This window comes from Acinetobacter sp. YH12205, assembly GCF_013418125.1.
GTDB lineage: Bacteria > Pseudomonadota > Gammaproteobacteria > Pseudomonadales > Moraxellaceae > Acinetobacter > Acinetobacter towneri.
On record NZ_VPCQ01000001.1, the window covers coordinates 378,820 to 403,816 of the forward strand.

At 42.9% G+C, this 24,997-nt stretch carries 24 protein-coding genes, 3 tRNA genes and 4 pseudogenes; 17 read left to right on the plus strand and 14 right to left on the minus strand.

From position 1 onward, the window contains the following. Positions 1–72: 72 nt before the first annotated feature. From FTU92_RS01820 to FTU92_RS01830, 3 genes are all read right to left on the minus strand, one after another. Positions 73–148, minus strand: a tRNA-Phe gene (locus FTU92_RS01820). A gap of 133 nt (positions 149–281) precedes the next feature. Further along, positions 282–357: transfer RNA gene (locus tag FTU92_RS01825), tRNA-Phe, on the minus strand. Positions 358–882: 525 nt separating this feature from the next. After that, a complete protein-coding gene (locus FTU92_RS01830; protein WP_096902643.1) occupies positions 883–1,260 on the minus strand; it encodes a GNAT family N-acetyltransferase in 378 nt (125 codons plus the stop codon). Between the two features lie 96 nt (positions 1,261–1,356). Between FTU92_RS01830 and hisB the strand changes: the two genes are divergently transcribed. The 6 genes from hisB to FTU92_RS01860 all read left to right on the plus strand — a co-directional run bounded on the left by hisB (position 1,357) and on the right by FTU92_RS01860 (position 5,935). Further along, a complete protein-coding gene (hisB, locus tag FTU92_RS01835) occupies positions 1,357–1,950 on the plus strand; it encodes an imidazoleglycerol-phosphate dehydratase HisB (RefSeq protein WP_096902642.1) in 594 nt (197 codons plus the stop codon). Next, the gene (gene hisH / locus FTU92_RS01840; RefSeq protein WP_180095434.1) at positions 1,950–2,567 is read left to right on the plus strand and encodes an imidazole glycerol phosphate synthase subunit HisH; all 618 of its coding nucleotides are present in this window, start codon (positions 1,950–1,952) and stop codon (positions 2,565–2,567) included. Before hisB ends, hisH begins: the two co-directional genes overlap by 1 nt. A gap of 248 nt (positions 2,568–2,815) precedes the next feature. Further along, on the plus strand, positions 2,816–3,286 hold the full coding sequence (locus FTU92_RS01845; RefSeq protein WP_004974398.1) for a DUF805 domain-containing protein: 471 nt from the start codon (positions 2,816–2,818) through the stop codon (positions 3,284–3,286). A gap of 169 nt (positions 3,287–3,455) precedes the next feature. Further along, positions 3,456–4,133 (plus strand): 3'-5' exonuclease domain-containing protein 2, encoded by a 678-nt coding sequence (locus tag FTU92_RS01850; RefSeq protein WP_180095437.1) that lies wholly within the window; start codon positions 3,456–3,458, stop codon positions 4,131–4,133. 67 nt (positions 4,134–4,200) lie between these two features. After that, positions 4,201–4,932 carry a 1-(5-phosphoribosyl)-5-[(5-phosphoribosylamino)methylideneamino]imidazole-4-carboxamide isomerase gene (gene hisA, locus FTU92_RS01855; RefSeq protein ID WP_180095440.1) on the plus strand — a complete coding sequence of 244 codons (732 nt, stop codon included), beginning with the start codon at positions 4,201–4,203 and terminating at the stop codon, positions 4,930–4,932. A gap of 94 nt (positions 4,933–5,026) precedes the next feature. Further along, positions 5,027–5,935, plus strand: coding sequence for a DMT family transporter (locus tag FTU92_RS01860; RefSeq protein ID WP_180095443.1), 909 nt, complete (start codon positions 5,027–5,029; stop codon positions 5,933–5,935). A 55-nt stretch (positions 5,936–5,990) separates the two neighbouring features. On the opposite strand, the gene FTU92_RS01865 is transcribed toward FTU92_RS01860, so the two are convergent. The 3 genes from FTU92_RS01865 to FTU92_RS01875 are packed head-to-tail and all read right to left on the minus strand — an operon-like array spanning position 5,991 to position 8,028. Next, positions 5,991–6,395, minus strand: a complete 405-nt coding sequence (locus FTU92_RS01865; protein WP_004974391.1) for a hypothetical protein — start codon at positions 6,393–6,395, stop codon at positions 5,991–5,993. A 40-nt stretch (positions 6,396–6,435) separates the two neighbouring features. Beyond that, positions 6,436–7,065, minus strand: coding sequence for a DUF1294 domain-containing protein (locus FTU92_RS01870; RefSeq protein WP_131260654.1), 630 nt, complete (start codon positions 7,063–7,065; stop codon positions 6,436–6,438). 12 nt (positions 7,066–7,077) lie between these two features. Then, positions 7,078–8,028, minus strand: coding sequence for a homoserine kinase (locus FTU92_RS01875; RefSeq protein ID WP_131260655.1), 951 nt, complete (start codon positions 8,026–8,028; stop codon positions 7,078–7,080). A gap of 113 nt (positions 8,029–8,141) precedes the next feature. Here FTU92_RS01875 and hisF point away from each other — a divergent pair, with 113 nt between their 5' ends. Beyond that, positions 8,142–8,900 carry an imidazole glycerol phosphate synthase subunit HisF gene (gene hisF / locus FTU92_RS01880; protein ID WP_004974384.1) on the plus strand — a complete coding sequence of 253 codons (759 nt, stop codon included), beginning with the start codon at positions 8,142–8,144 and terminating at the stop codon, positions 8,898–8,900. A gap of 345 nt (positions 8,901–9,245) precedes the next feature. Here the strand turns inward: hisF and FTU92_RS01885 are convergent. From FTU92_RS01885 to FTU92_RS01900, 4 genes and pseudogenes are all read right to left on the minus strand, one after another. After that, positions 9,246–9,596 (minus strand): annotated as a pseudogene (locus FTU92_RS01885) (transposase); the annotation flags it as partial. 411 nt (positions 9,597–10,007) lie between these two features. Continuing rightward, positions 10,008–11,711 (minus strand): carboxypeptidase regulatory-like domain-containing protein, encoded by a 1,704-nt coding sequence (locus FTU92_RS01890; protein WP_131260656.1) that lies wholly within the window; start codon positions 11,709–11,711, stop codon positions 10,008–10,010. Between the two features lie 234 nt (positions 11,712–11,945). Continuing rightward, a pseudogene (locus tag FTU92_RS01895) lies at positions 11,946–12,174 on the minus strand (IS5/IS1182 family transposase); the annotation flags it as partial. Position 12,175: 1 nt separating this feature from the next. Continuing rightward, positions 12,176–12,525, minus strand: a pseudogene (locus FTU92_RS01900) (transposase); the annotation flags it as partial. Between the two features lie 54 nt (positions 12,526–12,579). On the opposite strand from FTU92_RS01900, the gene aqpZ reads away from it, so the two are divergent. Continuing rightward, positions 12,580–13,188 (plus strand): aquaporin Z, encoded by a 609-nt coding sequence (aqpZ, locus tag FTU92_RS01905; RefSeq protein ID WP_373686052.1) that lies wholly within the window; start codon positions 12,580–12,582, stop codon positions 13,186–13,188. A 152-nt stretch (positions 13,189–13,340) separates the two neighbouring features. On the opposite strand, the gene FTU92_RS01910 is transcribed toward aqpZ, so the two are convergent. Further along, positions 13,341–13,586, minus strand: a complete 246-nt coding sequence (locus tag FTU92_RS01910) for a hypothetical protein (protein ID WP_004974374.1) — start codon at positions 13,584–13,586, stop codon at positions 13,341–13,343. A 49-nt stretch (positions 13,587–13,635) separates the two neighbouring features. Next, a complete protein-coding gene (locus FTU92_RS01915) occupies positions 13,636–14,712 on the minus strand; it encodes a DNA/RNA non-specific endonuclease (RefSeq protein WP_004974371.1) in 1,077 nt (358 codons plus the stop codon). Positions 14,713–15,056: 344 nt separating this feature from the next. Here FTU92_RS01915 and FTU92_RS01920 point away from each other — a divergent pair, with 344 nt between their 5' ends. Beyond that, the gene (locus FTU92_RS01920; RefSeq protein ID WP_004974369.1) at positions 15,057–15,662 is read left to right on the plus strand and encodes a hypothetical protein; all 606 of its coding nucleotides are present in this window, start codon (positions 15,057–15,059) and stop codon (positions 15,660–15,662) included. Between the two features lie 83 nt (positions 15,663–15,745). On the opposite strand, the gene FTU92_RS01925 is transcribed toward FTU92_RS01920, so the two are convergent. Further along, positions 15,746–17,626: a potassium transporter Kup gene (locus tag FTU92_RS01925; RefSeq protein ID WP_004974367.1), complete on the minus strand. Its 1,881-nt coding sequence runs from the start codon at positions 17,624–17,626 to the stop codon at positions 15,746–15,748. Positions 17,627–17,745: 119 nt separating this feature from the next. Here FTU92_RS01925 and FTU92_RS01930 point away from each other — a divergent pair. After that, positions 17,746–17,836: transfer RNA gene (locus FTU92_RS01930), tRNA-Ser, on the plus strand. Positions 17,837–18,695: 859 nt separating this feature from the next. Here the strand turns inward: FTU92_RS01930 and FTU92_RS01935 are convergent. Then, on the minus strand, positions 18,696–19,346 hold the full coding sequence (locus FTU92_RS01935; RefSeq protein ID WP_004974358.1) for a response regulator transcription factor: 651 nt from the start codon (positions 19,344–19,346) through the stop codon (positions 18,696–18,698). A 243-nt stretch (positions 19,347–19,589) separates the two neighbouring features. Here FTU92_RS01935 and FTU92_RS01940 point away from each other — a divergent pair. From FTU92_RS01940 to glmU, 7 genes and pseudogenes are all read left to right on the plus strand, one after another. After that, positions 19,590–19,759: pseudogene (locus FTU92_RS01940) on the plus strand (secretion protein HlyD); the annotation flags it as partial. A 346-nt stretch (positions 19,760–20,105) separates the two neighbouring features. Beyond that, positions 20,106–21,227: a bifunctional 3,4-dihydroxy-2-butanone-4-phosphate synthase/GTP cyclohydrolase II gene (ribBA, locus tag FTU92_RS01945; protein ID WP_096902634.1), complete on the plus strand. Its 1,122-nt coding sequence runs from the start codon at positions 20,106–20,108 to the stop codon at positions 21,225–21,227. A gap of 11 nt (positions 21,228–21,238) precedes the next feature. Beyond that, the gene (gene ribE / locus FTU92_RS01950) at positions 21,239–21,709 is read left to right on the plus strand and encodes a 6,7-dimethyl-8-ribityllumazine synthase (RefSeq protein ID WP_004974350.1); all 471 of its coding nucleotides are present in this window, start codon (positions 21,239–21,241) and stop codon (positions 21,707–21,709) included. Between the two features lie 4 nt (positions 21,710–21,713). Further along, positions 21,714–22,163: a transcription antitermination factor NusB gene (gene nusB / locus FTU92_RS01955; protein WP_004974349.1), complete on the plus strand. Its 450-nt coding sequence runs from the start codon at positions 21,714–21,716 to the stop codon at positions 22,161–22,163. 25 nt (positions 22,164–22,188) lie between these two features. Beyond that, positions 22,189–23,118: a thiamine-phosphate kinase gene (gene thiL, locus FTU92_RS01960; RefSeq protein ID WP_004974348.1), complete on the plus strand. Its 930-nt coding sequence runs from the start codon at positions 22,189–22,191 to the stop codon at positions 23,116–23,118. Beyond that, positions 23,084–23,605 (plus strand): phosphatidylglycerophosphatase A, encoded by a 522-nt coding sequence (locus tag FTU92_RS01965; protein WP_131260658.1) that lies wholly within the window; start codon positions 23,084–23,086, stop codon positions 23,603–23,605. Before thiL ends, FTU92_RS01965 begins: the two co-directional genes overlap by 35 nt. An 18-nt stretch (positions 23,606–23,623) precedes the next feature. Beyond that, the gene (glmU, locus tag FTU92_RS01970; protein ID WP_180095446.1) at positions 23,624–24,988 is read left to right on the plus strand and encodes a bifunctional UDP-N-acetylglucosamine diphosphorylase/glucosamine-1-phosphate N-acetyltransferase GlmU; all 1,365 of its coding nucleotides are present in this window, start codon (positions 23,624–23,626) and stop codon (positions 24,986–24,988) included. Positions 24,989–24,997: the final 9 nt, after the last annotated feature.

Here is a 24,997-nt window from a genome sequence, read left to right on the forward strand (position 1 = left end):
AAGATTTTATTTTAGACATAAAAAATTTTGCGCATAAAAAAGCCCCAAACATTGTTTGAGGCTTTTTGAATATGGTGGCGAGACCCAGGATCGAACTGGGGACACACGGATTTTCAATCCGTTGCTCTACCGACTGAGCTATCACGCCAATGCCGTGTATTAAGCCGTATCTCGGCTGAATAGTCAATAAAAATCATCACTTTTTTATTTGATCGCATAAATTTTATGCAAAAAAAATCCCTGATGGATCAGGGATTGAAAACGTTTAACCGTTTTGAATATGGTGGCGAGACCCAGGATCGAACTGGGGACACACGGATTTTCAATCCGTTGCTCTACCGACTGAGCTATCACGCCAATGACGCGTATTAAACAGTTTCAGCTGTAAATCGTCAATAGTCTTTTTCGCTTTTCAGTGCAAATGTTTACTTTTACAGCAACCTCATTCTATTTCTGCTGAAATATCACCCAAAAATTTAAAAATGAGTTCTTTTCCAATTAAATTTTGACAAACTTCCGATACGCGAATGTGGGGCACGGATGCCCCACGTTACCCATCACAACAAGGATGTCGTGTATGGGTAACAAAAGACTTTTGCCTACTTTGGGTCTTGCCAAAGTAGGAAGATGCCTACGCAAAGCTATTTAAACCTTAGCTAAAAATTGTGGCTGTGCAAGCACAAAAAACAATATAGGATTTAGATAAACTTCTTTCACAAATCCGATTAAAACCATACTTCAATCCCCCATCATCCTCTTACGGAAGATATTCCTCATCCCTGAGCCATATATGGCGCAAGAGAAGGGATTTTCGATACTAATTTAATTTTGACCTATACGGATAAACTGAAAAGACAGACACAACGTCAGCTTTTTAAAAACTCACAACTTACCCAAATGCGCCAAACAACGATGAATCGCACCACAACCCGGCTGAAAGTGCTGCACACCTTTGGCTTCTTCCATACGGCACACCTCACTCACCAAACGATCTGCCACACCTCGACCACGGTTTGCAGGATGCACCACAATATATTCAAGCGTACGATGATCATCTTGCCCTGTGCACCAAATCGCACCAATCACTTTAGTATTAAATTCTGCCGTGTAAAGTAGGGTATACTGAGCCAAGTTCTGCTCAAGTTGGCTTACCGCATCTTGCCCATCGCCAAATTCAGGGCTGGTATCATACAGTCGCTCAAGCTGGCTGCGCACTTCGGTATTTTCCAGTGAAGTATAGGCATGTACGGTAATAGGCATTGATTAACCCTCCTGAGCAATCTAATATGCTGAGACTTCGTCACAGCGAAAACATTTTACATCAATCATTTTTGACGTTTTTTGAGGAACGTGTCTATGACCCAACGTATCAGTGAAGTGGTGAGAAATACCAACGAAACTAAAATTCGAGTTCGTGTGAATCTGGACGGTACGGGTCAAGGCACACTCAACACTGGAGTTCCATTTTTAGACCATATGATTGATCAAATCAAGCGACACGGTTTGTTTGATATTGATATTCATTGTGATGGCGACTTGGAAATTGATGATCACCACACTGTAGAAGACTGTGGTATCACGCTTGGACAAGCTTTTGCTCAAGCTTTGGGCGATAAAAAAGGTTTACGACGCTACGGTCACTTTTACGCACCACTTGATGAATCTTTAAGCCGTGTGATTGTCGATTTATCGGGTCGTCCGGGTTTATTTATGGATATTCCATTTACCCGCGCACGTATTGGTACTTTTGATGTGGATTTATTCTCAGAATTCTTCCAAGGCTTTGTCAACCATGCATTAATGACACTGCACATCGACAACCTCAAAGGTAAAAACAGCCACCACCAAATTGAAAGCGTATTTAAAGCATTTGCACGTGCTTTACGCATGGCATGTGAAGTCGATCCGCGTGCTGAAAATACAGTGGCATCAACCAAAGGAACACTCTAATGACCCGAATTGCCCTTCTTGACTATGGCATGGGAAATTTACACTCTGCAGCGAAAGCTTTAGAGCATGTGGGTGCAACGGTAGATGTGACCAATGACCCAAAACTGATTGCACAAGCCGATAAAATTGTGTTTCCAGGTGTGGGTGCTATGCGTGATTGTATGCAAGGCATGCATGAAGCTGGCATTGATGACGTGGTACGCAACGCGGTCTTTAATAAACCTGTACTTGCAATTTGTGTAGGCATGCAGGCGCTGATGCAACATTCCGAAGAAAATGGCGGAGCAGATGCACTGGGCATTTTTGCAGGTACAGTCAAACGCTTTCCTGAAGTAGCAGGTTTAAAAGTGCCACACATGGGTTGGAATCAGGTACATCAACGTGACCCGAGCCACCCTATGTGGAACAACATTGAACAAGATGCGCGTTTTTACTTCGTGCATAGTTTTTATGTTGAACCGCAAGATGAAAAAATCGTGGCCGCGACCTGTGATTATGATTTAACGTTCTGTACTGCCCTGCATCAAGACAACTTGTTTGCAACGCAGTTCCACCCAGAAAAAAGTCACACTGTTGGTTTGCAGTTACTAAAAAACTTTGTGGAATGGAACATCTAATATTCAAGATGCTTCAACCACTAAAGCCGAGTTAATCTCGGCTTTATTTTTGCGTGAATGTTTTTCACTTTTATTGCACATTGATTTGTGTTTAAAATTAAAGCGCTTTTTATACCTTTTATTCAAAATAAACTGAGGGTCTGTCGATAATTGGTCTATGTTTGCGATGTGAGAGAGATATCTCACAAGATTTTTGAGCAAATATAAGGTATGCGACAGAAAATTCAAAAAATCTAGGAATTACAACAATGAGTCAATATGTAGAAGATTCTGCACTCAGTGCAGCGGGGCGTTTTGGTCGATTATCATTTTTAGCGTGGAACTGTTTGCTCAGCTTGGGGCTTGCAGTACTGATTGCAATTATTGCCGTTGTTGCACCCAATTTATTGCTAGAGCTCGGCTCTGGCTCTATGGGCATCGGCATGATCTTGCTCGTGATCATTTATATCGTTGCGTTCTATTTTAGCTTTATTTTCACCATCCGCCGCTTGCATGACCGCAATCATACTGGCTGGTTATCTTTGCTGATTTTGGTGCCTTTGGTGAATATTATTATGGGTTTATATTTGGTATTTGCACCTGGCGATGATCGTCAAAATAGCTATGGTGCGGTACGTGAAACTGCAGGTTGGGAAAAAGTACTGGCTTGGATTTTTATTGTGCTGATGATTTTGGCGATTATTGGCAGCTTCTTGTCAGGTATATTCAGCAACGTCTAAGCAAAAATATTCCACTTGGTTGATATTTCGAAATAGCCCATCTATTGGGCTATTTTTTCAGGATATTCGCTGCAATCTTTGTCCTGCACAGCATTTTCAATCTTTTAAACTTTGCCAAATTCCGCAAAACGCTTTAGGCTAAAACCGCTTCTTTACCGCTTTGAATGTTATGGTTCTCACTCGTCTGCGTACCCTGCCTAGCCCTGATGAAATTCGGCAATTGCCACTGTTTGAAAATATTGCGCGTCAAAATATTGTACTGATTCAAAATCTAGAGCAATGTCTAGCAATTGAAGCTGAACTGAAAACCGCAGCTGTCTTGGGTTTCGATTCTGAATCTAAACCCACGTTTAATGTAGGCGAAGTTTCTACAGGCCCGCATTTAATTCAGCTCGCAACCTTAGAAAAAGCCTATCTATTTCAGCTCAATGATGACATTTGGCAATTTTTGCAGCCAGTTTTTGCCAATCGCGATCAAATTAAAGTAGGTTTTGGGCTGAAAAATGATGCCCATTTATTTCGTAAAAAAGGTATACAACTGAATAGCGTGATTGAACTATCCAAATGTTTTGGCAGTTTTGGTTTTAAAAGTCCGCTTGGGCTTAAAAATGCCATGGCATTATTATTTCACGTTCATTTCCCTAAAAGCCGAAGTATCAGCACCTCAAACTGGGCATGCAAACAGCTCAGTGAAGCACAAATTGCCTATGCTGCCGCCGATGCCTACGCACCTGTGTTGATATTTGAAGAATTGGGGCGTTTGGGTCTATTGCCCGAGCATATCCCAAACAGTTCACTCAAATTGCGGATTCGTCCTTCTAAAACAAAACCTACAACAGATGCTTAGATATTTAACAATACTTTGTTAAGATGCACAGATTGAATTCAATAAGTTTTTGGCAAGGAGCGAAAGCATGCTGATCATCCCTGCAATTGACCTGAAAGATGGCAAGTGTGTTCGTTTAAAACAAGGTCGTATGGAAGATGATACTGTATTTTCTGACGATCCAGTGGCAACAGCACAACACTGGGTAAATGAAGGCGCGCGTCGCTTGCATTTAGTCGATTTAAACGGCGCTTTCGCAGGTACGCCAATTCATAAACCTGTGGTTGAAGCGATTGCAAAATCACAACCGGATCTTCCAATTCAAATTGGTGGCGGTATTCGTTCACTCGAAACCATCGAACACTATTTGGATGCAGGCGTATCGTTCGTGATTATTGGTACCAAAGCCGTACAAGAGCCTACTTTTGTAGAAGAAGCCTGCAAGAAATTTGCAGGACACATCATTGTCGGCATTGACGCCATGAATGGCATGGTGGCTACTGATGGTTGGGCCAACGTCACAGACGTGAAGGCAACAGATTTAGCTAAGCGTTTTGCCGATGCAGGTGTATCTAGCATTGTTTATACCGATATTGCCCGTGATGGCATGATGCAAGGTGTGAACATAGAACAAACCGTAAACTTGGCGCAATATTCAGGCTTACCCGTGATTGCTTCTGGCGGTGTGACCAATTTAGATGACGTACGCAACCTAAAAGGTCAGCCTGGCATTTTAGGTGCGATTACAGGTCGTGCAATTTACGAAGGCACGTTAAGCCTGCGTGAGGCACAGTTGCTTTTAGATGAGCAATCTTTGTAATTCTGCCGCGTATTTTTAAAGAGGTCTGCGGACCTCTTTTTTATTTTGATTTTATTTTACTCATTTTGAGTTTTCTTCATCTCCCACTGGTTCTATGTCTCAGCTTTCACCAATGCTTCGCAGCAAAGCCCCGCAACTGGCGCTCATTTTGATTACCTTAATTTGGGGTGCAACCTTCATTACCGTGCAATACGGTTTGAACTTCAGCAGTCCAGTACTGTTTGTAGGCTTACGTTTTGCCGCAGCCACGTTGGCCGTGGGGCTGATTTCATGGCGAAGCTTACGTGGTTTTAGCATCGATGAACTCTATGCAGGCTTTGCCATAGGCGCAGTCATTGCGCTAGGTTATGTCACTCAAACCATTGGCTTACAAAGTATCAGCAGTAGCGAATCGGCCTTTTTAACGGCGCTGTATGTCCCGCTTGTACCGCTATTGCTGTGGTTATGCTTTGATCAACGTCCGCATGTCATGACTTGGTTGGGTGCTATTTTGGCATTTGTAGGCTTGGTCTTTTTAACAGGCAATGGCTTAGGCGCAATTCAGTTAAGTTTTGGACAAGCCATTACTTTAATCGGTTCAATTGCGATTGCCTTTGAAATTATTTTAATTAGCTATTTTGCCAATCGGGTCAATTTAAAGCGCGTTACCCTCATCCAACTGGGTTGTGCATCGTTATTGTGTTTTGCGATTGCACCATGGGTTGGAGAAACTCAATTGCCCGAATTTCAGTGGTCACTCCTTGCTGTTTTGCTCGGCTTAGGCATTGCCAGTGCCGTGATTCAATTGGTGATGAACTGGGCGCAACGACAAGTAGACCCTGTGCAAGCTGCTATTATTTATGCAGGTGAGCCTGTTTGGGCCGCATTGATTGGACGTTTGGCAGGCGAGCGCTTGGCCGTTCTGGCGTTGTTCGGTGGACTACTGGTGGTTTTAGGCGTGCTGGTCAGCGAATGGCGACCAAAATTTTTAAAACGAAACACATCATCCCAAAAAGTTGAATGAACAGCATCTAGGCAAGATCGCTCAAAACATCTTAAAAAGACGAACGAACGTGAATTTAATGATACATCGGTAAATTATCATTCACGCGAATTAAACCGCGTATAGCACGGTAAACAATCCATAACCACGAAATAGCAACCACTGCGATACAGAAAAGTGTCGCAGCCAAAGTCATACTGGCAAAGCTTTGCGCATCTGGACTAAAGAACACCAAAAAGAACGGCACAAAGGCCACAATATTCCAAAACAGATACCACCAGAAGCTGCGAATTTGCCAAGTAAAATGACTGGCAAAAATTGAACCTTGTACATCACTACGTTTTAAATAGTTGATGATTAAGGCAATCACGGCCAATATCCCCGCAGAAAAAATCGCCACGATATACAGCACATATAAAATCATGGTCAATGAACGATGTGGGTCTTGATCTACTGAATATGAATGCTCTGCGTCTGACATAATGCACCTGACAAGCCTGTTACTGGAACAATATTCCCAATTAGATGTTAAGCTGATTCAACGGAGAAATCATCCATAAAATCAGAAAGATATTTAAGCCTATCGTACAAAAATAAATCTTACCAAAGGGTTGTTTTTGTGTTTTATGGCGTAATTTTTGTTGTGCTAACCATGCTGCAGGCCAACCCCCTAAAAAAGCCACAATATGCAAGTTATTTTCAGGAATACGACGTCCACCCTGCTGTGCAGCTTCTTTATCTTGTGCATACAGCCAATAACTCAGCGCATTCATCAAACTGATGAATAATAACAACATACCGCTGAGCAATCCCAACAGCGTCAGCAAAGCCAAAGCAACAATATAAGCCACACACAATATTTGCATCGGCTGCATTTTTTGCGTGCTGTTGGACGTTTTCGCACTCACAGCAGATGCCTTTGCTGCTTTGGTCTGCGAAGCTTTTAAATACACCGCTTGCTGCGCTCGGTAACGTCCACGCTCATCCACAGTCACTGTGTATTCTAAGGCACAGCCCACAATTGGACGTGGACCTTGTCGGGCGAAGTCCTTAATGTGTAAAAACACGCGATCTTTTTGGTGGTCATTCGGCTGAATAAACCCATAACCCTGCTCATCAAACCATTCGACTAAACGCCCTTGATCACGCATGTTCTATATCCCTCAAGCTGTCACAAACTTTAAGCGTTCAATCAGCATATTCCGCATTTCATCTGGATTTTTCTGCAAAATATCTGCGCCTGTCCGCCCTTCTGCCGCATTTTTAGCAGCCACCTGCAAACGCATTAACCAAAAACGTCCTGCCGCCATTGCCAAATACAGTTCCAAACAGGCTTTTTCGTCTTGGGTTAAAGGACGCACCGTTTCGTAGGCATTTAAAAATGCAATCGCCTTGCTTTCATTTAAGCTCAGCTCAGGAAAATCGGTACAAAAATCATTCAGCGTAATCGCAATATCAAACAGCAATTCATCTTGATTTAATTCATAAAAATCTAAAATGCCTTGCAACTGATCATCTGCAAACAAGGTATTGTCACGGAATAAATCCGAGTGAATAAAACCTTTGGGACGCTGCGGATAGACTGCGGTTAAAGCTTCATACAAGCCCAAAAGTTTGGACAGTAAGGCTTGATCGGCCACATGCATGCTTGGTTTTAATTGGCGTGCGGCCCCTGCCCAATAAGCATGATCACGTACATGATCGCGCTGCAAAGGAAAATTTTGTAAGGCCACATGCATTTTGGCTTGTGCAATCGCAATCGCTTCCACTTGCGCCACTGTTGCCAGTGTCGGATGCTGCCCAATTAAACGCGGTGCAATTTGTGCAGGTTTTTCTTTTAATTGGTGAATGGCTTGTCCCGAATAGGATAAAGGCACTGCCACAGGCAAACCCGCTTGCCCCAAATGCTGCAATACAGGAATTAATTCGCCTGCCGCTTGCTGATCTAATTCTTCAAAAATGGTCAGCACGTACTCGTTTTGATTGTCGCAACGCAAAAAATAATTGGTATTTTGAATCCCCCCTTGAATGGGAATCAGCTCGACCACCTCCAATCCATAAGGCGCTGCAAAGACCTGAACTTCCTTTAAAGTCAAAGGAGTATAAACCGACATAGAAAACCTGCGAAAAACCTGAGCTAAGTTTGATAGAATACCCGCTCCATCTGCCAAGGTGTAGCGCTTGTGTGGGTGAGTTTCATAATCGGCTGTAATAATTGGAAAAATTTATGCTAGCGAAACGTATTATTCCTTGCCTAGACGTAGATAATGGTCGCGTGGTCAAGGGCGTGCAATTCCTTGATATTCGTGATGCGGGCGACCCTGTCGAAGTGGCGCGTCGTTATAATGAACAAGGTGCCGATGAAATCACCTTTTTAGACATTACCGCTACCCATCATGGTCGTGATACGACTTATCGTACCGTAGAACGTATGGCAGAAACCGTGTTCGTGCCCCTCACCGTTGGTGGTGGCGTGCGCAAGGTTGAAGACATTCGCCTATTATTGAACGCAGGTGCAGATAAAGTCAGCATTAACTCTGCAGCCGTCTTTAACCCTGAATTTGTGCAAGAAGCCTCACAGCGTTTTGGCGCGCAATGTATTGTAGTTGCCATTGATGCGAAAAAAACGGGTGATAACAAATGGGAAATTTTCACCCACGGTGGTCGTAAACCAACAGGTATTGATGCCATTGAATGGGCAGTGAAAATGGCAGACTACGGCGCAGGTGAGCTATTGGTCACTTCAATGGATGCCGATGGTACCAAGGCAGGCTATGACTTGGCGCTCATGCGTGCCATCAATGACCGTGTAACTGTACCCACCATTGCGTCTGGCGGTGTAGGTAATTTACAGCACTTGGCAGATGGTATTTTAAAAGGCGGTGCAGATGCGGTACTAGCTGCCTCAATTTTCCACTTTGGTCAGCACACTATTCCAGAAGCCAAACAATATTTGGCAGCGCAAGGCATTGAAATGCGTTTGTAATTTCTAAAACAAAACTGTTTTGGACTTTAGTTTTTGAGCTTTAAAAGTGTAATCTTCGGGTTACACTTTTTTATTTAGCCCAAAATACAGGCAGAAAAAAAGGAGTCCGAATGCCACTACTGTCCCATATTTCGCTTTAAGAACCCCTTGTGTTCCATAGATACCCGTCAATATTGAGCTGACGTTTTCCTTATCTGGATGAGTCAAAGTTCAGGACTCAAAAAGCCAGCATGAAATTCAGTAAAGGATTGAATCACAGTCATCATACTCATAAGCTTATTGCAGTTGAAAATGGTGAAGAAAATGACAGGGTACAAGGCTGTAAATTCCAGTTTCCCTCTGGGAGCCTTTGATATAAAGGGATAGAATCTGGCTATCCATTCGCGTGATAGCCTTGCGAAGTCGTGCTTCTCTTTCTTTTTAAACAGCTGTGACTGAAGTGTGTCATCACGATCTCCTGGTGTCGTGATCTGAATCTCACCATCATCCGTAAGGTCTTACTTGAATGACCATTGCGAGCATTAGAACCGCGCTTACGAGCTTTCTTTCATGTCCGAGGTGTAGGGTAAGTCCGGCATTGAGAGCCGCTAAAATAGTCAGTTTAGTCAACAATCGGCTGAATGGATTTAGATCATCTTCTGTTTTTATGGATTTAGCAAATTCTGCTATAAGGTCATTTAATTTTTGTTCTTCCAACATGATGCCTGACTTCGTTGTGACTATGAACATATAAAATTCAATCAATTACGCAATTTTATTTACAATCTCGTCTTCGACAAACTCACTATGATTCACTGTATGTTCTTAGTTTCTTGGCAAGAAATGCGATCAATGTCTGGTTATTTGTAGTCATAAAATTGAGTCGCCTGTTTTTTAAAGGGGATTGAATTAAGGCTTATAGGATGAATTCGTAAGATTGTGTTCAGCGAACGCTTACGCTTTAGTTACCGCTATGCTGAAGTGGCTGAATAAATTGCCCCTTTAAATATAAACAGCCCTCAATAGAGAGCTGTTTTTAGTATTCACCACGCTTGATGGTTGATTGATCGCGAATGCAATGTGTCTAAACCTATTCTATTCATTCATACTGCACCGCCATGTAAATCTTTATTTACGCTGTGGCTCGTCAGCCCACCGTGCATAACTCTTCGTGCTTTTCAACAAAACGCCCGCTTGTTTTGCAGCGACGCCACTATAGTCCTGAGAGAAACTATCTGAATTTTCATCAAAACTCACACCATCAAATAATGGGAAAGTTCCGGCTTTTTTCTGAATCACCACATCATCAATCATCCAGCCGCGGAAACCATTATAAAGTCCATCGACCGTTCTAAATTGGAATTTCAGCTGAACATTGGCCTTGCCTGCATATTCATCTAATGAAATTGCTTCTTGCTGAACAGCAGCCGGTGCGAGGTTAAAGCCTAAATTACTGTATGGAATCGGCGCGCGATCATATGCAGAAGATGGATCTGCCAGCGGGTTTAATCGAGCCAAAGTCTTAAAACTGTTACCGCCGTCGGTAGAAACTAAAATATTCATCAAATCAAACCCCTGATTATTTGGATTGACTGACTCAATTTCCCACCATGTTTTAAAGCTTAAACTCAAAGGCGCCTGATACTGGCTTAGATTAATCACAGGTGAAATCAATTCTCCCCTATTGTCATGCTGCGAGGTGCCGCCATCAAACTCTGGAGCCGTAGATGAATCACTTAAAGCACCAATAAAGTTGCCATTTACTTTGTCACCATACCAATATGCCGTATTACCTTGCAGTGGCTCAGGTACCTTGCCTTGACTTTGGTCATTTGGCGCTAAGCGCACACGCTGATTCACTTGATTATTACGAATATTGTGACCTTTGTTTAGCAGCTGCCAATCGACATTCGCCACACTTGGCTGTGAGCTTGTCCATGCATTGCGAGTAGTAGAGTCCGCTTCAAAAGTTTCACGCCATACCGCATCTGCAGATGTCGTTTCAGGCAGCACTTCAAATTGATAGCCCGATGCAGAAGAAGCAATGACCGTAACTTTTTTTGTCATGGTATTAGTTCCTGCACTGCTAATAGTGAGCGTGGCATTTTTCAATGCTTCAAGCAGAGTATTGGAGACGTTAAATGAAAGCGTGAAATAACCATTAGCATCGGTAATTGCACTAACAAATGCACCATTGGTCGCAGCACCGCCAGATAATGCGACTTGCGCATTCGCTAAAGGCTTTCCTTTATAAATGACCTGACCAGACAACGTACCGACTACTGCATCATTGACAGGTGCATCACTTAAGGTCTGACAGTCTTGGTCTAAGCAGTTGAGGACAACATTCAACACAATGCTCTTATTGGTATTTTTAGGATGGATCAAGAATGCCGAAACTGCAGACTGTCCATTTTTAGTGACCAAAACATAATATGTGCCTGCAGCCAATTTAGGCAGTTTAACGATGCCTTGAGCATTAGCAAGGTAACTTTGACCTTTAAAATGAGTCGCTGTCGGTAAACTATTGATCGGTGGAAATAGCTGTTCAGAATCATCTGCTGTACTTGCATTTGTTGCTGTTTTCAAACTACTTGCTTGTAATTTCTTCCACTCTTCGTCACTTAAAATCTGAATCGACGCAGCATTTAAGGTAAGGTTATTCACATCCAACAGCGTCAGCTCTTCTACACTTTTTTGAACCATAGCCTCGGCAACTGGCTCTGATGGTACTGGTACGTTTCCTGTTTCATCACTGTCACTACCGCCACATGCTGTTAAACCTAAGACACCCGTGACCATCATTATTTTTACAAATGCTCTATTTTTCATCTATTCTGCCCTCTGGATTTTGTATTTTAAAATTTTATCTCTACTTAGAACTTTGCCAGCCCAAACATACTGGTCAATATTCCAGCAAAATAATACCCAATTTCCACCAAATGCGCAAATTTCACATTTTATATTTTTTATAGTTTTTTTCTCTATTTTTTTAGTTAATGTATAGCCAAATGGGCTTTGTTCCACAAAGATTTGAAAGACAAAGTACCCCGAAATGAACCAAATTTAAGGCGTAACTTGGGTAAGTGCTCTACCTAATTGCTTACATCTGTTGAGGACTGCTACAAGTGCATGCATCTTAGTTTCAACCCAACTGCGCCGATGATAGCCTGATCATTTTTCCATAGTGTCCTACCTGAGATTAACTGTTCGAAGTCATTTATCTCGCTCTAGCGAGCTGCTCTTTGTATCTTTGTATGCTTTCTCATTTTCTAGGTGGAATCACCGCATGCGCTTAACGCCTTATTGTTATGGATAAAATCCACCATTATTTGTGTGGGCGGTCGAGCTCCGCCTGGGCGAAAAAAGCAGCTGCTTTACGTAGAATTTCATTCGCACGTTGCAGTTCTTTATTTTCGCGTTCCAGTTGTTTGATACGTTCTTGGTCTGAAAGCTGCTGTACTTTAACTGGATTTTGTTTATCTAAATATTTTTGATACCAAACACGTAGTGTTTCAGGAGTACAGCCAATCTTAGGAGCGATTGCTGTGATTGCAGCCCAATACGATGGATAATCTTTTTCGGATTCAATCAATAATTGAACCGCTCTTTCTCTGATTTCAGGGGTATATTTTAATTTTGTCATCGGGACACTACGCTTCGCTACGTCTTGCGAAGCAATGCTTCTCATCTCAGAATATTGACTCTCCGACAAATCCGGTACGGTACAGTATCCCTCGCGTTCGGTCTGACCGTATTAACCGCGGCCTATGCACTTGGGCACATTTCAGGTGGTCAATTTAACCCTGCAGTCAGTATTGGTTTGTGGGCAGGTGGACGTTTTGAAGCCAAAGAACTCGCACCGTATATTATTTCACAAATTATTGGTGCGACTCTGGCCGCACTGGTGTTGTATCTGATTGTACAGGGTCAGGCAGGTTTTGCAGGCACAGGCGGTTTCGCGACCAACGGTTATGGTGATTTATCTCCAGAAAAATATGCCCTCAGTTCAGTATTATTGATTGAAGTGGTACTCACTGCTGGCTTTTTGATGGTGATTATGGGTGCAACCGCCAAACGTGCACCTGCAGGTTTTGCTCCAATTGCAATTGGTTTGGCACTGACCTTAATCCATCTGATCAGTATTCCTGTAACCAATACTTCCGTGAACCCTGCACGTAGTACAGGTGTGGCGTTCTTTGCTGAAACTGCAGCACTCAGCCAGCTTTGGGCTTTCTGGGTTGCACCGATTGTAGGTGCGGTGATTGGTGCGGTGCTGTATCGCGCTATGGCAAAAGCTGAAGACTGATCTTCAAAACTTTAAATCCACAGCTTTTCAAGATGTCTGGGATTTATCTAAAAACACACAAAACAACAAAGCCCGTTCAAGCGTTTGAGCGGGCTTTTTAATGGCTTAGATGAGCAGATTAAAGTAGATTTAATATCTTGAGATGGCATCCATTATAAAAATGGATTTTCAATTTCACCCGCTTCGGGACGATCTAACTTTTCAGGCAGATTCGGAGTCTGCTCCAAAGTTGCAACAACTTCATTCAAAAAAGCCTGTAGTGCTTTGGCTGCCTGTAAACCCGCCTGATCTTTGCTGATTTGCAAATTGCCATACACATTGATGCAATCTAAATCATTTTCTAAGGTTAAGTCATGAATCGCATGTGATTCAGTCCCATTTTGAAACGGTTTAAACATTGAATTCACCTTAGCATGAAGGATGCAATATCCATCATCTTAACCCAGTTTAAGATTTCAACAACTGTAAAATATATTGCAATAAAGCTTCAATCAATTGCTTCACAATTGCATCTTGGGTATCTGCATCAATGCTAGCACCCGATGCAGGACTACTGCCTGAGCGTTTAAATTCGGTTTGCAAGGCTTGTAATTGCTCAGCAGATACATCTTCTGCGCACTGGCTTTCTGCATCCCAATGTGAGTAGGCAATCGGTGTATTGGCTTTTACAGCATTTGCAGTCAAAGGCAATTTATAGGTATTGCGCTTTTGTTCTTCACTTAATTGTGGGAATAAATTAATGCCCAACTGTTCTTCTAAATAGCAGACACTCACCACTTGCACCTGTAACGAGTCGTTATTGGGCGCGTAATAAGCCCCTATCGCGCCTGTTTTGGGCATATACACAGCTTTATACACCGCAGTCGGCACAATAACGCCCTGCCCAATGGTTTTTAGACGCTTGGCATTAAAACTTGGCCCCGTAATCACATACACATCTTGCTTTTGCTTAGTCACCACCGCTCGGGTGGCTTCTTCAAGTTCACGCCAGACCTGCTGATTATTTTTAGGGGCTTGCGGCACCATATTTGCCAAAGAAAAACTGTCAAACTGGGCTGCCAAGTTGGTCATGTCGGCATTCGGTGCCATGTGTCCACGGTCATAACCCGAACCACGATAATCCAGCAAAGTCGCACGATGCTCGGCTTTGACGCGCGGTTCTTCGTGAAAGTTATCTTCACGTGGAATCCGCTGACTCAAACGCGCTGGTGTTAAGGCTTCTGCCACCCATAACGGGGTTTTGGATACCCCTGAATACATCACATTAAAGTCATTAAAACACAGCGGATAGCTGTCTTTTTGCAGGCTATTTTTCAGTAAATAGGGCGGCGTTTCTCGATAGAACTGGGTTAGGCAAGCACTATTTCCTGAACTCGGCACCAGTGAAGTCCACTGGCTAATTTTTTCTTGACCAAAAGCAATCACAAAACTCCCTGTTGCCACTACACCGAGTAGCACTTTCAAGCTGTTTTGATTGAAAATTTGAGTCCAAATGTTGTTGGAATTGCGCCGTTTTCTTGCCATAACCGTTACTGTGACTTCGCTCTAAATCCGCAGAGTTTGCCCGAGCTTAACAATCCACTCACAGCTTGTATATGAAGCACCTCTTGTTCGTCTAACAATTAAACAAAACCCGCGCCATAACACCACAAAAGCCATACACAGCCTGAGTTTTAAGCACTTTTGACATCAGTCTAGATCAAGTTTGGTAGATTTGATTGCATCCGTTTTAGCGAATCTGCCAAGCTAAATACACCTTAAAGACATCGCTCAGCGACACCCAAGCGCATTGCGCTGCTCTAGCTGGATGTCATTGACGATTTAAATTGGTTTTAACTTTATTTTTGCGATTTTTGATGGAGAAATACATGCGTTTTCATCTTTTTGCTTGTGCTTTGGTTGGTAGCAGTATCAGCATTTCTGCCTTTGCCGAACCACCCATTCAAGCAGGTGATACTTTAGAAAGTTTATCTAAAGTCAAAATAAGCACCACGATTAATGGGCAAGCAGGCTCACTACAAGAATTAATCGCCAATGGTCAGATACGCATTGTACCGAGTACAGATACAAACTTAACAAGTCCAGCAGAAAATATAGCGCAACAGCCTGCAAACCAAATTTCAGCCGAACAAGCCAATCTGGCTCAAGACAATGTACCGATGACGATGCCTGTCGGGACTGAATCCGAACTGCAACACGCAGCGCAGGCAGAGCAAGTGAGCGAACAACACATACAAGCCACCTCTGCGCCATTATTGTCATCTTCAGCCGATTTACCTGTAAATGCTGGCGATGATGTGGATGTCACCGCAGAAGCGCTAAATGCTGCACCACAAAACCCTGCTGCATCTGAACAAGCAGCAGTCAATCTGCCCACGACTGAACGGCTTGAAACCACAGCACCTGCGGCACAGGGCGCAGATGTAAACGATATAGATTTAAGCCATCTACAACCAAGTGATACGGAACAATAAGATCTGTTTAAGACCAATCTTGAGCTAAAAATAAAAAACCAGCACTTTATAATGCTGGTTTTTTAAAATCTATTGAGCAGTTTTTAAATTTCGATTTGACTACCCAATTCCACCACACGGTTGGTTGGAATTTGATAGAAATCACTCACAGGACTGGTATTGCGCTGCATTGAAATAAACAGTTTTTCACGCCACGGTGACATGCCATCGCCCACCGTATGCACAATTCGATCACGCGAAATAAAGAAGCTCATTTGCATCATATCGAATTCAAACTCAAGCTGTTCATAGGCTTGTTTCAAGGCATTTGGAATATTTGGCTGATCTTTAAAACCGTAATACATGGCAATCCGATAAAAACGATCATCCAGTTTTTCGACTTGAATCCGATCTTGCTGCGCCACAAATGGAATATCACGCGTGATGACCGTTACCATGATATTGCGTTCATGTAAGACCTTGTTGTGCTTAATATTATGCAACATGGCATGTGGCACAATGTTAGGCGTACCTGTCAAGAAAATCGCATCGCCAGGGACAAATTTGGTTTCATTGCCCATACTAATACTGTGAATGAATAGGTCTATCGGCAAGGCATCTTTTTCCAAACGATTGAAAACCAATGCACGACCATCTTTCCACGTCATTAAAATGGTATACATGATGGCGCCAATTAAAATTGGCACCCATCCCCCTGACACAATTTTGAGCGAGGTCGAAGCCACAAAAATTAAATCTAGGGTTAAAAATGGCACTGCAAAAAGGGCAACTTTCCACATCGGCCAACGCCAAAAACCATAGGCCAGCACTGAAATTAAAATCGTGCCACACAGCATGGTCATGGTCACTGCCACGCCATAAGCACTGGCAAGTCTGGCACTATTTTCAAATAATAAAATTAAGATAAGCACCGAAATAAATAAGGCCCAGTTAATGAATGGCAAATAGATTTGACCACGTTCAACATCGGACGTGTGACGTACAGTCAGGCGTGGTAAATAACGCAATTGAATGGCCTGATTGACCATTGAAAATACCCCTGTGATCACCGCTTGAGAAGCGATCACCGCTGCAGCTGTGGCTAAACCAATCATCGGGTATAAGCCCCATTCAGGCACCAACATATAGAACGGATTTTCAATCGCTGCAGGGTTACGCAGCAATAATGCCCCTTGTCCTGCGTAATTCAATAACAAGCAAGGTAAGACAATCAAAAACCACGCGAGGCGAATAGGCATCCGCCCAAAATGCCCCATATCGGCATAGAGTGCTTCGCCACCCGTCATGGTTAAAATCACCGCACCCATGGTGAGAAATGCAACAAAGGGTTGCTCTACTACAAAGTTAAACGCCCAGTGTGGACTGACCATGGCCAATACAAATGGGGTTTGGATGATACTGAGCAGCCCTGCACCGCCAATGGCTAAAAACCACAGCAAAGTCAGTGGGCCAAAAAATTTGCCCATAGTGCCTGTACCATGACGCTGCACAATGAACAGTCCTGCCAAAATACCAATGGAGAGCGGTACGAGCCATTGATTAAAGATAGGCGTGGCAATACTTAGTCCTTCAATGGCAGACAATACTGAAATGGCGGGGGTGATAATGCCATCGCCAAAGAACAGGGATGCACCAATAAAGCCAAGTGCGATCAGGAAGATTTTTTTGTCTTCGGCAATACGGGTGGTGCGCAGGTTCAATGCCAATAATGACATGATCCCGCCTTCGCCATTGTTATCGGCACGCATAATAATGGTGACGTATTTGAAGCTGATGGTGAGCATCATGCACCAGAAAATTAGGGATAAAATTCCCAATACACTGGCTTGGGTAATTGCAAGATGCGCCGTTAAAAAAGTTTGTCTGAAGGCATACAGAGGACTGGTTCCGATATCCCCAAATACAACTCCGAGTGCAGCCAAGGTAATGACGGGTAAGGCTGCTTTTTTTGCAGTACTTTGCATAGGTGTCTTCGATTTAGACGGTATTTTTGAGAATCATAGCACTACGCTGAAAGTTTTTCTCTAAATCAAATTTTTCAACTTGGCTTTGTACTATTTTTTGGTTATTATCCACCGCCTATGGTGAAGTGTCCGAGTGGCTGAAGGAGCACGCCTGGAAAGTGTGTATACGTTAATAGCGTATCGAGGGTTCGAATCCCTCTTTCACCGCCAAACATTATTCTCATGAAGTCTCATGTGATCTTAAAAAGCTTAAATCTAAAGGGTTTAAGCTTTTTTTATGTCTAATGCAATCTACTTTATCTATTGCAAGCTTGATCTTGTTGGGGGTATAACTAGGGGTATAATAAATTACCCCCCAAATTATACCCCCAATTCTGTGGAATCATTGCAATGCTTACAGATGCTCAAGTCAGAAAAATAAAACCATCGGAAAAGAAAGCCAAATAATTACCTATGATCGAAATCTAGCACATATCACGGCTGGCGGGCTTGGTTATCGTGAATTCTAAAAGTTGAACCCATATAGGGGAAAGCCCCCTACTCACTTAGGTATGATTTATTCAAATCACCATTCATCTATTACTATTAAAATATATTCGTCCTTCTATGTATTTCTTATTAGTGGCGGGTTTTCCCGCTGCGGACAACTTCACACTATTGGATTTATGGGTACAGATACAATCAAAGCCTAAGAATCTGAAAGAAGCATATCGCCTGCATTAGACTGATAGCTATTCAGCTCATGTTGATTTTTACCCATTTTATCGACATGACAACCTGAATATGTTTATGTCATCGACATGACAACTCTCTCATGTCGATTTTTTGTCAGTTTTATCGACATGAAAGCCTGAATATGTTTATGCCATACAGCTAAAGGAATAAGACAATATTCCTTTTAGGTTTTAAGCACATCAACAACCTGAACGCTAAATGTCACATCCTAAAGCGAATTAGCTTTTTAAAAAGGTCATAATCAGCCAACCACCCACCCAATAAAAAAACCGCTGCTCAATCTTCCAGATCAACACAGCGGTTTTAAACTCATCTTTTACAGATCAGTCACATCTTACATTTTCTTTTCTTCAATATTTAACGCATTGATTGCCAATACCGCCTGAGTACGATTTTGCACACCCAATTTACGGAAAATTGCGGTCACATGCGCTTTAATCGTCGCTTCAGAAACATCTAATTCATAGGCAATTTGCTTATTCAACAAACCTTCTGCCACCATCATCAATACACGGAATTGCTGTGGTGTTAAAGACTGAATACGTTCAGCCAAAGCTGTTTCATCTGCAGCGCGAGGGTCAAAGTTAACATTCGCAGCCAAGTTTGGCGGCAACCAAATCTCACCTTCTAAAACTTGACGAATTGCTTCACCAATATGGCTCGGATGTGCCGATTTTGGGATATAACCCATCGCCCCATGCGCAATTGAACGTTGAATAATCGATGCTTCTTCGTGAGCGGACACCACAATAATTGGGATAGATGGATATTGCGCACGCACATGCACCAATGCAGAAAAGCCCGATGCCCCTGGTAAATTCAAGTCCAATAAAACAAGATCAGGCTCAGGTCCATTTTCCAAACGTTCGTACAATTCATTAACTGCAGCAGTTTCATGAATTTGAGCTTGCGGTAAGCTATAACGAACCGCCTGAATTAAGGCATGGCGAAACAGCGGATGATCATCAACGATTAATATATTCATAACAGACGTGAGAGATCTTGGGCACAGTTGTTATATTCTAACCACACAAAGACAATTAAGGATATGCAAGACATGACTTTTTTGCATTTATTGTGCAATTAATCACAGAAAAGCGTTTATTTTTTATGTTTTCAGCGCTCAGTCAAAAAGGTTGATCATTTTGTGGATTTTTTAATCAGTTTTATTTTACAACCAAAACGCTCAAAACAAGATGTAATATGAAATAGAAAATATCCCAAGATAAGGGTTTATATCCGTACCGATTCAGACAAACTCAGCAACAAAGCAGGACAAGCGTTTGATATACCCCGGGCATGGTCGCAACAGTCGATATTAAAACGGGTGAAAAAACGGTGTTGGATTATCTGATCAAACCATTCAACAAAGCCAAAGAAGCCTTACGTGAGCGCTAAACAGAAATTCTCTTATACCTGAATTTAATGAATTATCTCATCTCTGATTCTTGCCTTCTCCCAAAACCCAACTGGGCTCAAGTGAAGGCGAGAATGAGGGCGATAATATCCTATGCCCTCTACAGTTTTATTTTTCACAGATTTTGCATTTCATCTTAATTGCCTAAACAATCTACAGCAACGCAGCAAATCCTCCTTTTCACCTCTTTCCAAGCCTGATGACACTGTGTATAACCATAAGTCACGCAATGAAAATGATAAGCATAGGCAAAACAGGTAAAAAACCGTTAGACTATGCATCTCTCTCATTCAATGTCGTTTCAGACAAATAAGAAGGTGAAGGTTGATGCCGCTCAATACTGTCGAAGAGCTTGTAGCAGATATCCGTGCAGGAAAAATGGTCATCCTCATGGATGATGAAGATCGTGAAAATGAAGGTGATTTAGTCATTGCCGCAACCCACGTTCGCCCTGAAGATATCAACTTCATGATCACACACGCGCGTGGTCTTGTTTGCTTAACCTTAAGTCGTGACCGTTGCCAGCAATTAAACCTACCGTTAATGGTTGATGCCAATGGTGCACAACACGGTACGAACTTTACTTTGTCGATTGAAGCTGCTGAAGGCATTACCACGGGTATTTCTGCCGCAGAACGTGCGCATACCATTCAAACCGCTGTCGCTGCACATGCCAAGCCTGCCGATATTGTTCAGCCTGGGCATATTTTCCCACTCATGGCACAGCCAGGTGGTGTATTGCACCGTGCAGGACATACCGAAGCAGGTTGTGATCTTGCCCGTTTGGCAGGTTTAGAGCCTGCATCGGTAATTTGTGAAATCATCAATGAAGACGGCACGATGGCGCGTCGTCCAGATTTAGAAATTTTTGCTGAAAAGCACGGGTTAAAAATTGGTACTATTGCCGATTTAATCCACTATCGCATGACCAATGAACAAACTGTAGAGCGTTTGGATCAGCAAAGCATCGACACCGAATATGGTACTTTTGACTTATATCGCTACCGTGAACTGGGGAACCCAGACATTCACTTGGCATTGGTCAAAGGCGAGCCGAAAGAAGGCGTTACCACAGTACGTGTGCATGGTTTTAATCCAACCCGTGATTTGCTGAAGCTGAAAAAAGCAGATGGTTCGGCAACTTGGAATTTAGACCGTGCTTTAAAAGAAATTGCCAACAGTGAACGTGGTGTTTTGGTCTGGATTGGTCAAGCTCAATTGCAAGACTTGGGCCCTGCTCTAGACAGCCTTAAATCCCCGAAACAAGGCAAAGCCAATGCTGCATTGTCACAGCAATACCAAACCATTGGCGTGGGTGCACAAATTTTACGTGATTTAGGCGTTGAAAAAATGAAGCTACTCAGCTCACCATTACGTTTCAATGCTTTATCAGGCTTTAACTTAGAAGTGGTGGAATATATCACCGCAGATCCAACATCAGAGAAATAATCGAGGTTGCTATGGCAATTCGCCGTATTGAAGGTTTATTACATCTCGCTAGCGAAGGCCGTTATGCGATTTTAGTCGGTCGTTTTAATAGTTTTGTGGTTGAGCATTTGCTTGATGGCGCAATTGACACATTGAAACGTCATGGCGTATCAGAGGATAATATCACCGTTGTTCATGCACCAGGCGCTTGGGAACTTCCTGTTGTGGCTAAAAAATTAGCTGCATCGAATGGTTATGATGCCATTATTGCACTCGGCGCAGTGATTCGCGGTAGCACTCCACACTTTGACTTTGTTGCAGGTGAATGTGCCAAAGGCTTAGGTGTGGTTGGTTTAGATACTGGCTTACCTGTGATTAACGGTGTATTGACTACGGATAGTATTGAACAAGCAATTGAACGCTCTGGAACAAAAGCAGGTAATAAAGGAAGTGAAGCTGCCTTAACTGCAATTGAAATGGTTAACTTGTTAAAGGCTATTTAACGCTATGTCGCAAACACTTCAAGCAACTTATGCAGCAAAACGTAAAGCACGTCGTTTTGCTGTGCAAGGTATTTATGAATGGCAGATGAGCCACAATCCAGTACATGAAATTGAAGCACGTACCCGTGTGGAAAATGCCATGCACAAAGTGGATCTCGGCTATTATCATGAATTGTTGACTCAAGTGGTTGCCAATCATGAAGCATTGGATGCATTACTGGTGCCTGTTCTTGATCGTGACATTCAAGCCCTCGATGGTGTTGAACTCGCCACCTTACGTTTAGGTGCTTATGAGTTAGAACAACATCTGGAAATTCCATACCGTGTGGTATTGGATGAAGCGATTGAATTGGCAAAACACTTTGGTGGTGCAGACAGCCACAAATACATCAATGGTGTATTAGACCGTCTTGCCAACAGCTTACGTGCAGCAGAAAAGCAACAAAGCAACTAATTCAAAGTATTGAGTCGATTGTTGTATGGCTGAGTTTTCCATTATTGAGACCTATTTCAACAGACCGCGTCCCGATGCAGTCGATTTAGGTGTCGGTGATGACTCAGCTCTGCTCACCCCTCCGCCGCAACAACAATTGGTCATTTGTGCCGACACTTTAGTCGCTGGACGACATTTCCCCCTCGATACCAACCCACATGCGATTGGTTGGAAATCGGTTGCGGTCAATTTATCTGACATTGCCGCCATGGGTGCCACCCCACACAGTATATTATTGGCATTGAGCCTACCCCAAATTGATCACGACTGGCTCAAAGGGTTTAGTCAGGGTTTACATGATTGTTGCGATCAATTTGGGGTAAGTTTAATTGGTGGAGATACCACACAAAGCCCGCATCTCACCATTTCCGTTACCGCCTTAGGCTGGATTGAACAAGGACATGCCATTCCACGTTCAGGCGCGCAAGTCGGTGATTATATTTGCGTCAGCGGACAAGTCGGTGATGCCGCTTTTGGTTTAGATCATCTCGATCATCCTTTAAAACAACGTCTCGACTACCCAACACCACGTTGTCAACTTGGACAACAACTCAAAGGTCTGGCTTCAAGCATGATTGATGTTTCAGATGGCTTGGCACAAGATTTAGGGCATATTCTCAAAGCCTCTCAGGTCGGTGCTTGTATTGAACTCAGCCAACTGCCTATAGATGCTGCATTAACCGAATTACCACAACAAAAGCAGTGGCAATATGCCTTGGCAGGTGGCGATGACTATGAGTTATGCTTTACAATAAGCCCACAAAATTATCAGCAGCTTTTGCAAAAACCGCTGAATACCCCTATTCATATTATTGGCAAAATTAACAATCAAAACCGCTTAAGCTTTGAACAGAATGGCGTAGATCGTTCACTTCATTTTCATGGATACCAACACTTTGCAAAAACCCGCGATTAATTTCAAAGCCATGTCTTGGACTGACCGACTGATTGTATGCTGTGGTGTTGGCTTCGGTTCAGGTCTACTACCCAAAGCTCCCGGTACCTTTGGTTCGGCCTTTGCCCTACTGTTCATTCCCATTTGGTTCGCGCTTGGTTTCATTCCAAGCCTTTTTGCCATTGCCATCATGTCCCTCGTTGGCATATATATCTGTGGACGTACTGCACAGGTTATGGGCGTACATGATGATGGTCGTATTGTTTGGGATGAATTTGCAGGACAATCGATTACCTTTTTACCCCTGATTTTTATCAATCAAATCAGCTGGGTCTGGGTAATTGTGGGTTTTGCCCTATTCCGACTATTTGATGTGTGGAAACCTTGGCCAATACGTGTCATTGATCGTCAGGTCGAAGGTGGTTTTGGCATCATGCTGGACGATATTATTGCGGGTCTTTGGGCCGCATTATGTATTTATATTTATTTATCTTTTACTTTGGTTTAGCCATCACTAGGATTCAACATGTCTACCACCGTGATTATTCTTGCAGCAGGTAAAGGCACGCGCATGCGTTCAAATTTACCAAAAGTATTACAACCTCTTGCAGGACGCCCACTCTTGGGTCACGTGATTAATACCGCAAAAAAATTACAAGCAGATCATATAATTACCATTTACGGTCATGGCGGTGCTTTGGTGCAAAATGCGTTTGCGCATGAACAGGTACAGTGGGTCGAACAAGCTGAACAGTTGGGCACAGGTCACGCAGTCAAAGTGACTTTGCCTGTTTTACCACATGAAGGCGTATCCCTAATTTTATCTGGAGATGTACCTTGCATTACAGAGCAAACTTTACAAAAGCTGCTCGATGTTTCACGTGAAACCCAAATTGGATTGGTGACACTCACCCTTGCCGATGCTACGGGTTATGGTCGTATTGTGCGTGAAAACGGTAAAATTCAAGCGATTGTTGAACATAAAGATGCATCTGAAGCACAGCGTCAAATTCAAGAAATCAACACGGGTATTTACTGCGTCAGCAATGCCAAATTACATGAATGGCTGCCAAAACTGAGCAATAACAATGCGCAGGGTGAATATTACCTGACCGATATTGTGGCGATGGCAATTGCCGATGGTTTAGAAGTTGCATCGGTAGAACCTCAACTGGCTTTTGAAGTAGAAGGCGTGAATGACCGTGTGCAATTGGCTGCATTAGAACGCGAGTTCCAGAACTTCCAAGCCAAGCAACTCATGCAACAAGGTGTGCATTTAATTGACCCAACCCGTTTTGATTTACGTGGTAATCTCACTGCAGGTAAAGACGTTCGCATTGATATTAACGTAATTATTGAAGGCGATTGCGAACTGGGTGATGGCGTAGAAATTGGTGCAGGTTGTATCCTCAAAAACACCAAAATTGCTGCGGGCACTAAAGTTCAGCCGTATAGCGTATTTGACCAAGCGGTTGTAGGTGAAGCTGCGCAAATTGGTCCATTCTCACGTTTACGTCCGGGTGCGGTATTGGCCAATGAAGTGCATATTGGCAACTTTGTTGAAGTGAAAAACAGTCAAATTGGTTTAGGCTCCAAAGCCAACCACTTTACCTACTTAGGTGATGCCGAAGTGGGTGCAGGCAGCAATATTGGTGCAGGTACGATTACTTGCAATTATGATGGTGCCAATAAATTTAAAACCATTATTGGTGACCAAGTCTTTATTGGTTCAAATAGTTCATTGGTTGCACCTGTCACCATTGCCAATGGTGCAACGGTAGGCGCAGGCTCGACCATTACCCGTGATGTTGCAGAACAGTGTTTAGCTGTGGAACGTTCTAAACAGTTCACTAAAGAAAATTATCAACGTCCACAGAAATTGAAAAAATAAGAGGAAGTT

Coding starts and splice junctions, on each gene's coding strand:
- FTU92_RS01830 (WP_096902643.1), bottom strand. CDS start 1,260: ATGCCTATTACCGTACATGCCTATACTTCACTGGAAAATACCGAAGTG.
- hisB (WP_096902642.1), top strand. CDS start 1,357: ATGACCCAACGTATCAGTGAAGTGGTGAGAAATACCAACGAAACTAAA.
- hisH (WP_180095434.1), top strand. CDS start 1,950: ATGACCCGAATTGCCCTTCTTGACTATGGCATGGGAAATTTACACTCT.
- FTU92_RS01845 (WP_004974398.1), top strand. CDS start 2,816: ATGAGTCAATATGTAGAAGATTCTGCACTCAGTGCAGCGGGGCGTTTT.
- FTU92_RS01850 (WP_180095437.1), top strand. CDS start 3,456: ATGGTTCTCACTCGTCTGCGTACCCTGCCTAGCCCTGATGAAATTCGG.
- hisA (WP_180095440.1), top strand. CDS start 4,201: ATGCTGATCATCCCTGCAATTGACCTGAAAGATGGCAAGTGTGTTCGT.
- FTU92_RS01860 (WP_180095443.1), top strand. CDS start 5,027: ATGTCTCAGCTTTCACCAATGCTTCGCAGCAAAGCCCCGCAACTGGCG.
- FTU92_RS01865 (WP_004974391.1), bottom strand. CDS start 6,395: ATGTCAGACGCAGAGCATTCATATTCAGTAGATCAAGACCCACATCGT.
- FTU92_RS01870 (WP_131260654.1), bottom strand. CDS start 7,065: ATGCGTGATCAAGGGCGTTTAGTCGAATGGTTTGATGAGCAGGGTTAT.
- FTU92_RS01875 (WP_131260655.1), bottom strand. CDS start 8,028: ATGTCGGTTTATACTCCTTTGACTTTAAAGGAAGTTCAGGTCTTTGCA.
- hisF (WP_004974384.1), top strand. CDS start 8,142: ATGCTAGCGAAACGTATTATTCCTTGCCTAGACGTAGATAATGGTCGC.
- FTU92_RS01890 (WP_131260656.1), bottom strand. CDS start 11,711: ATGAAAAATAGAGCATTTGTAAAAATAATGATGGTCACGGGTGTCTTA.
- FTU92_RS01910 (WP_004974374.1), bottom strand. CDS start 13,586: ATGTTTAAACCGTTTCAAAATGGGACTGAATCACATGCGATTCATGAC.
- FTU92_RS01915 (WP_004974371.1), bottom strand. CDS start 14,712: ATGGCAAGAAAACGGCGCAATTCCAACAACATTTGGACTCAAATTTTC.
- FTU92_RS01920 (WP_004974369.1), top strand. CDS start 15,057: ATGCGTTTTCATCTTTTTGCTTGTGCTTTGGTTGGTAGCAGTATCAGC.
- FTU92_RS01925 (WP_004974367.1), bottom strand. CDS start 17,626: ATGCAAAGTACTGCAAAAAAAGCAGCCTTACCCGTCATTACCTTGGCT.
- FTU92_RS01935 (WP_004974358.1), bottom strand. CDS start 19,346: ATGAATATATTAATCGTTGATGATCATCCGCTGTTTCGCCATGCCTTA.
- ribBA (WP_096902634.1), top strand. CDS start 20,106: ATGCCGCTCAATACTGTCGAAGAGCTTGTAGCAGATATCCGTGCAGGA.
- ribE (WP_004974350.1), top strand. CDS start 21,239: ATGGCAATTCGCCGTATTGAAGGTTTATTACATCTCGCTAGCGAAGGC.
- nusB (WP_004974349.1), top strand. CDS start 21,714: ATGTCGCAAACACTTCAAGCAACTTATGCAGCAAAACGTAAAGCACGT.
- thiL (WP_004974348.1), top strand. CDS start 22,189: ATGGCTGAGTTTTCCATTATTGAGACCTATTTCAACAGACCGCGTCCC.
- FTU92_RS01965 (WP_131260658.1), top strand. CDS start 23,084: ATGGATACCAACACTTTGCAAAAACCCGCGATTAATTTCAAAGCCATG.
- glmU (WP_180095446.1), top strand. CDS start 23,624: ATGTCTACCACCGTGATTATTCTTGCAGCAGGTAAAGGCACGCGCATG.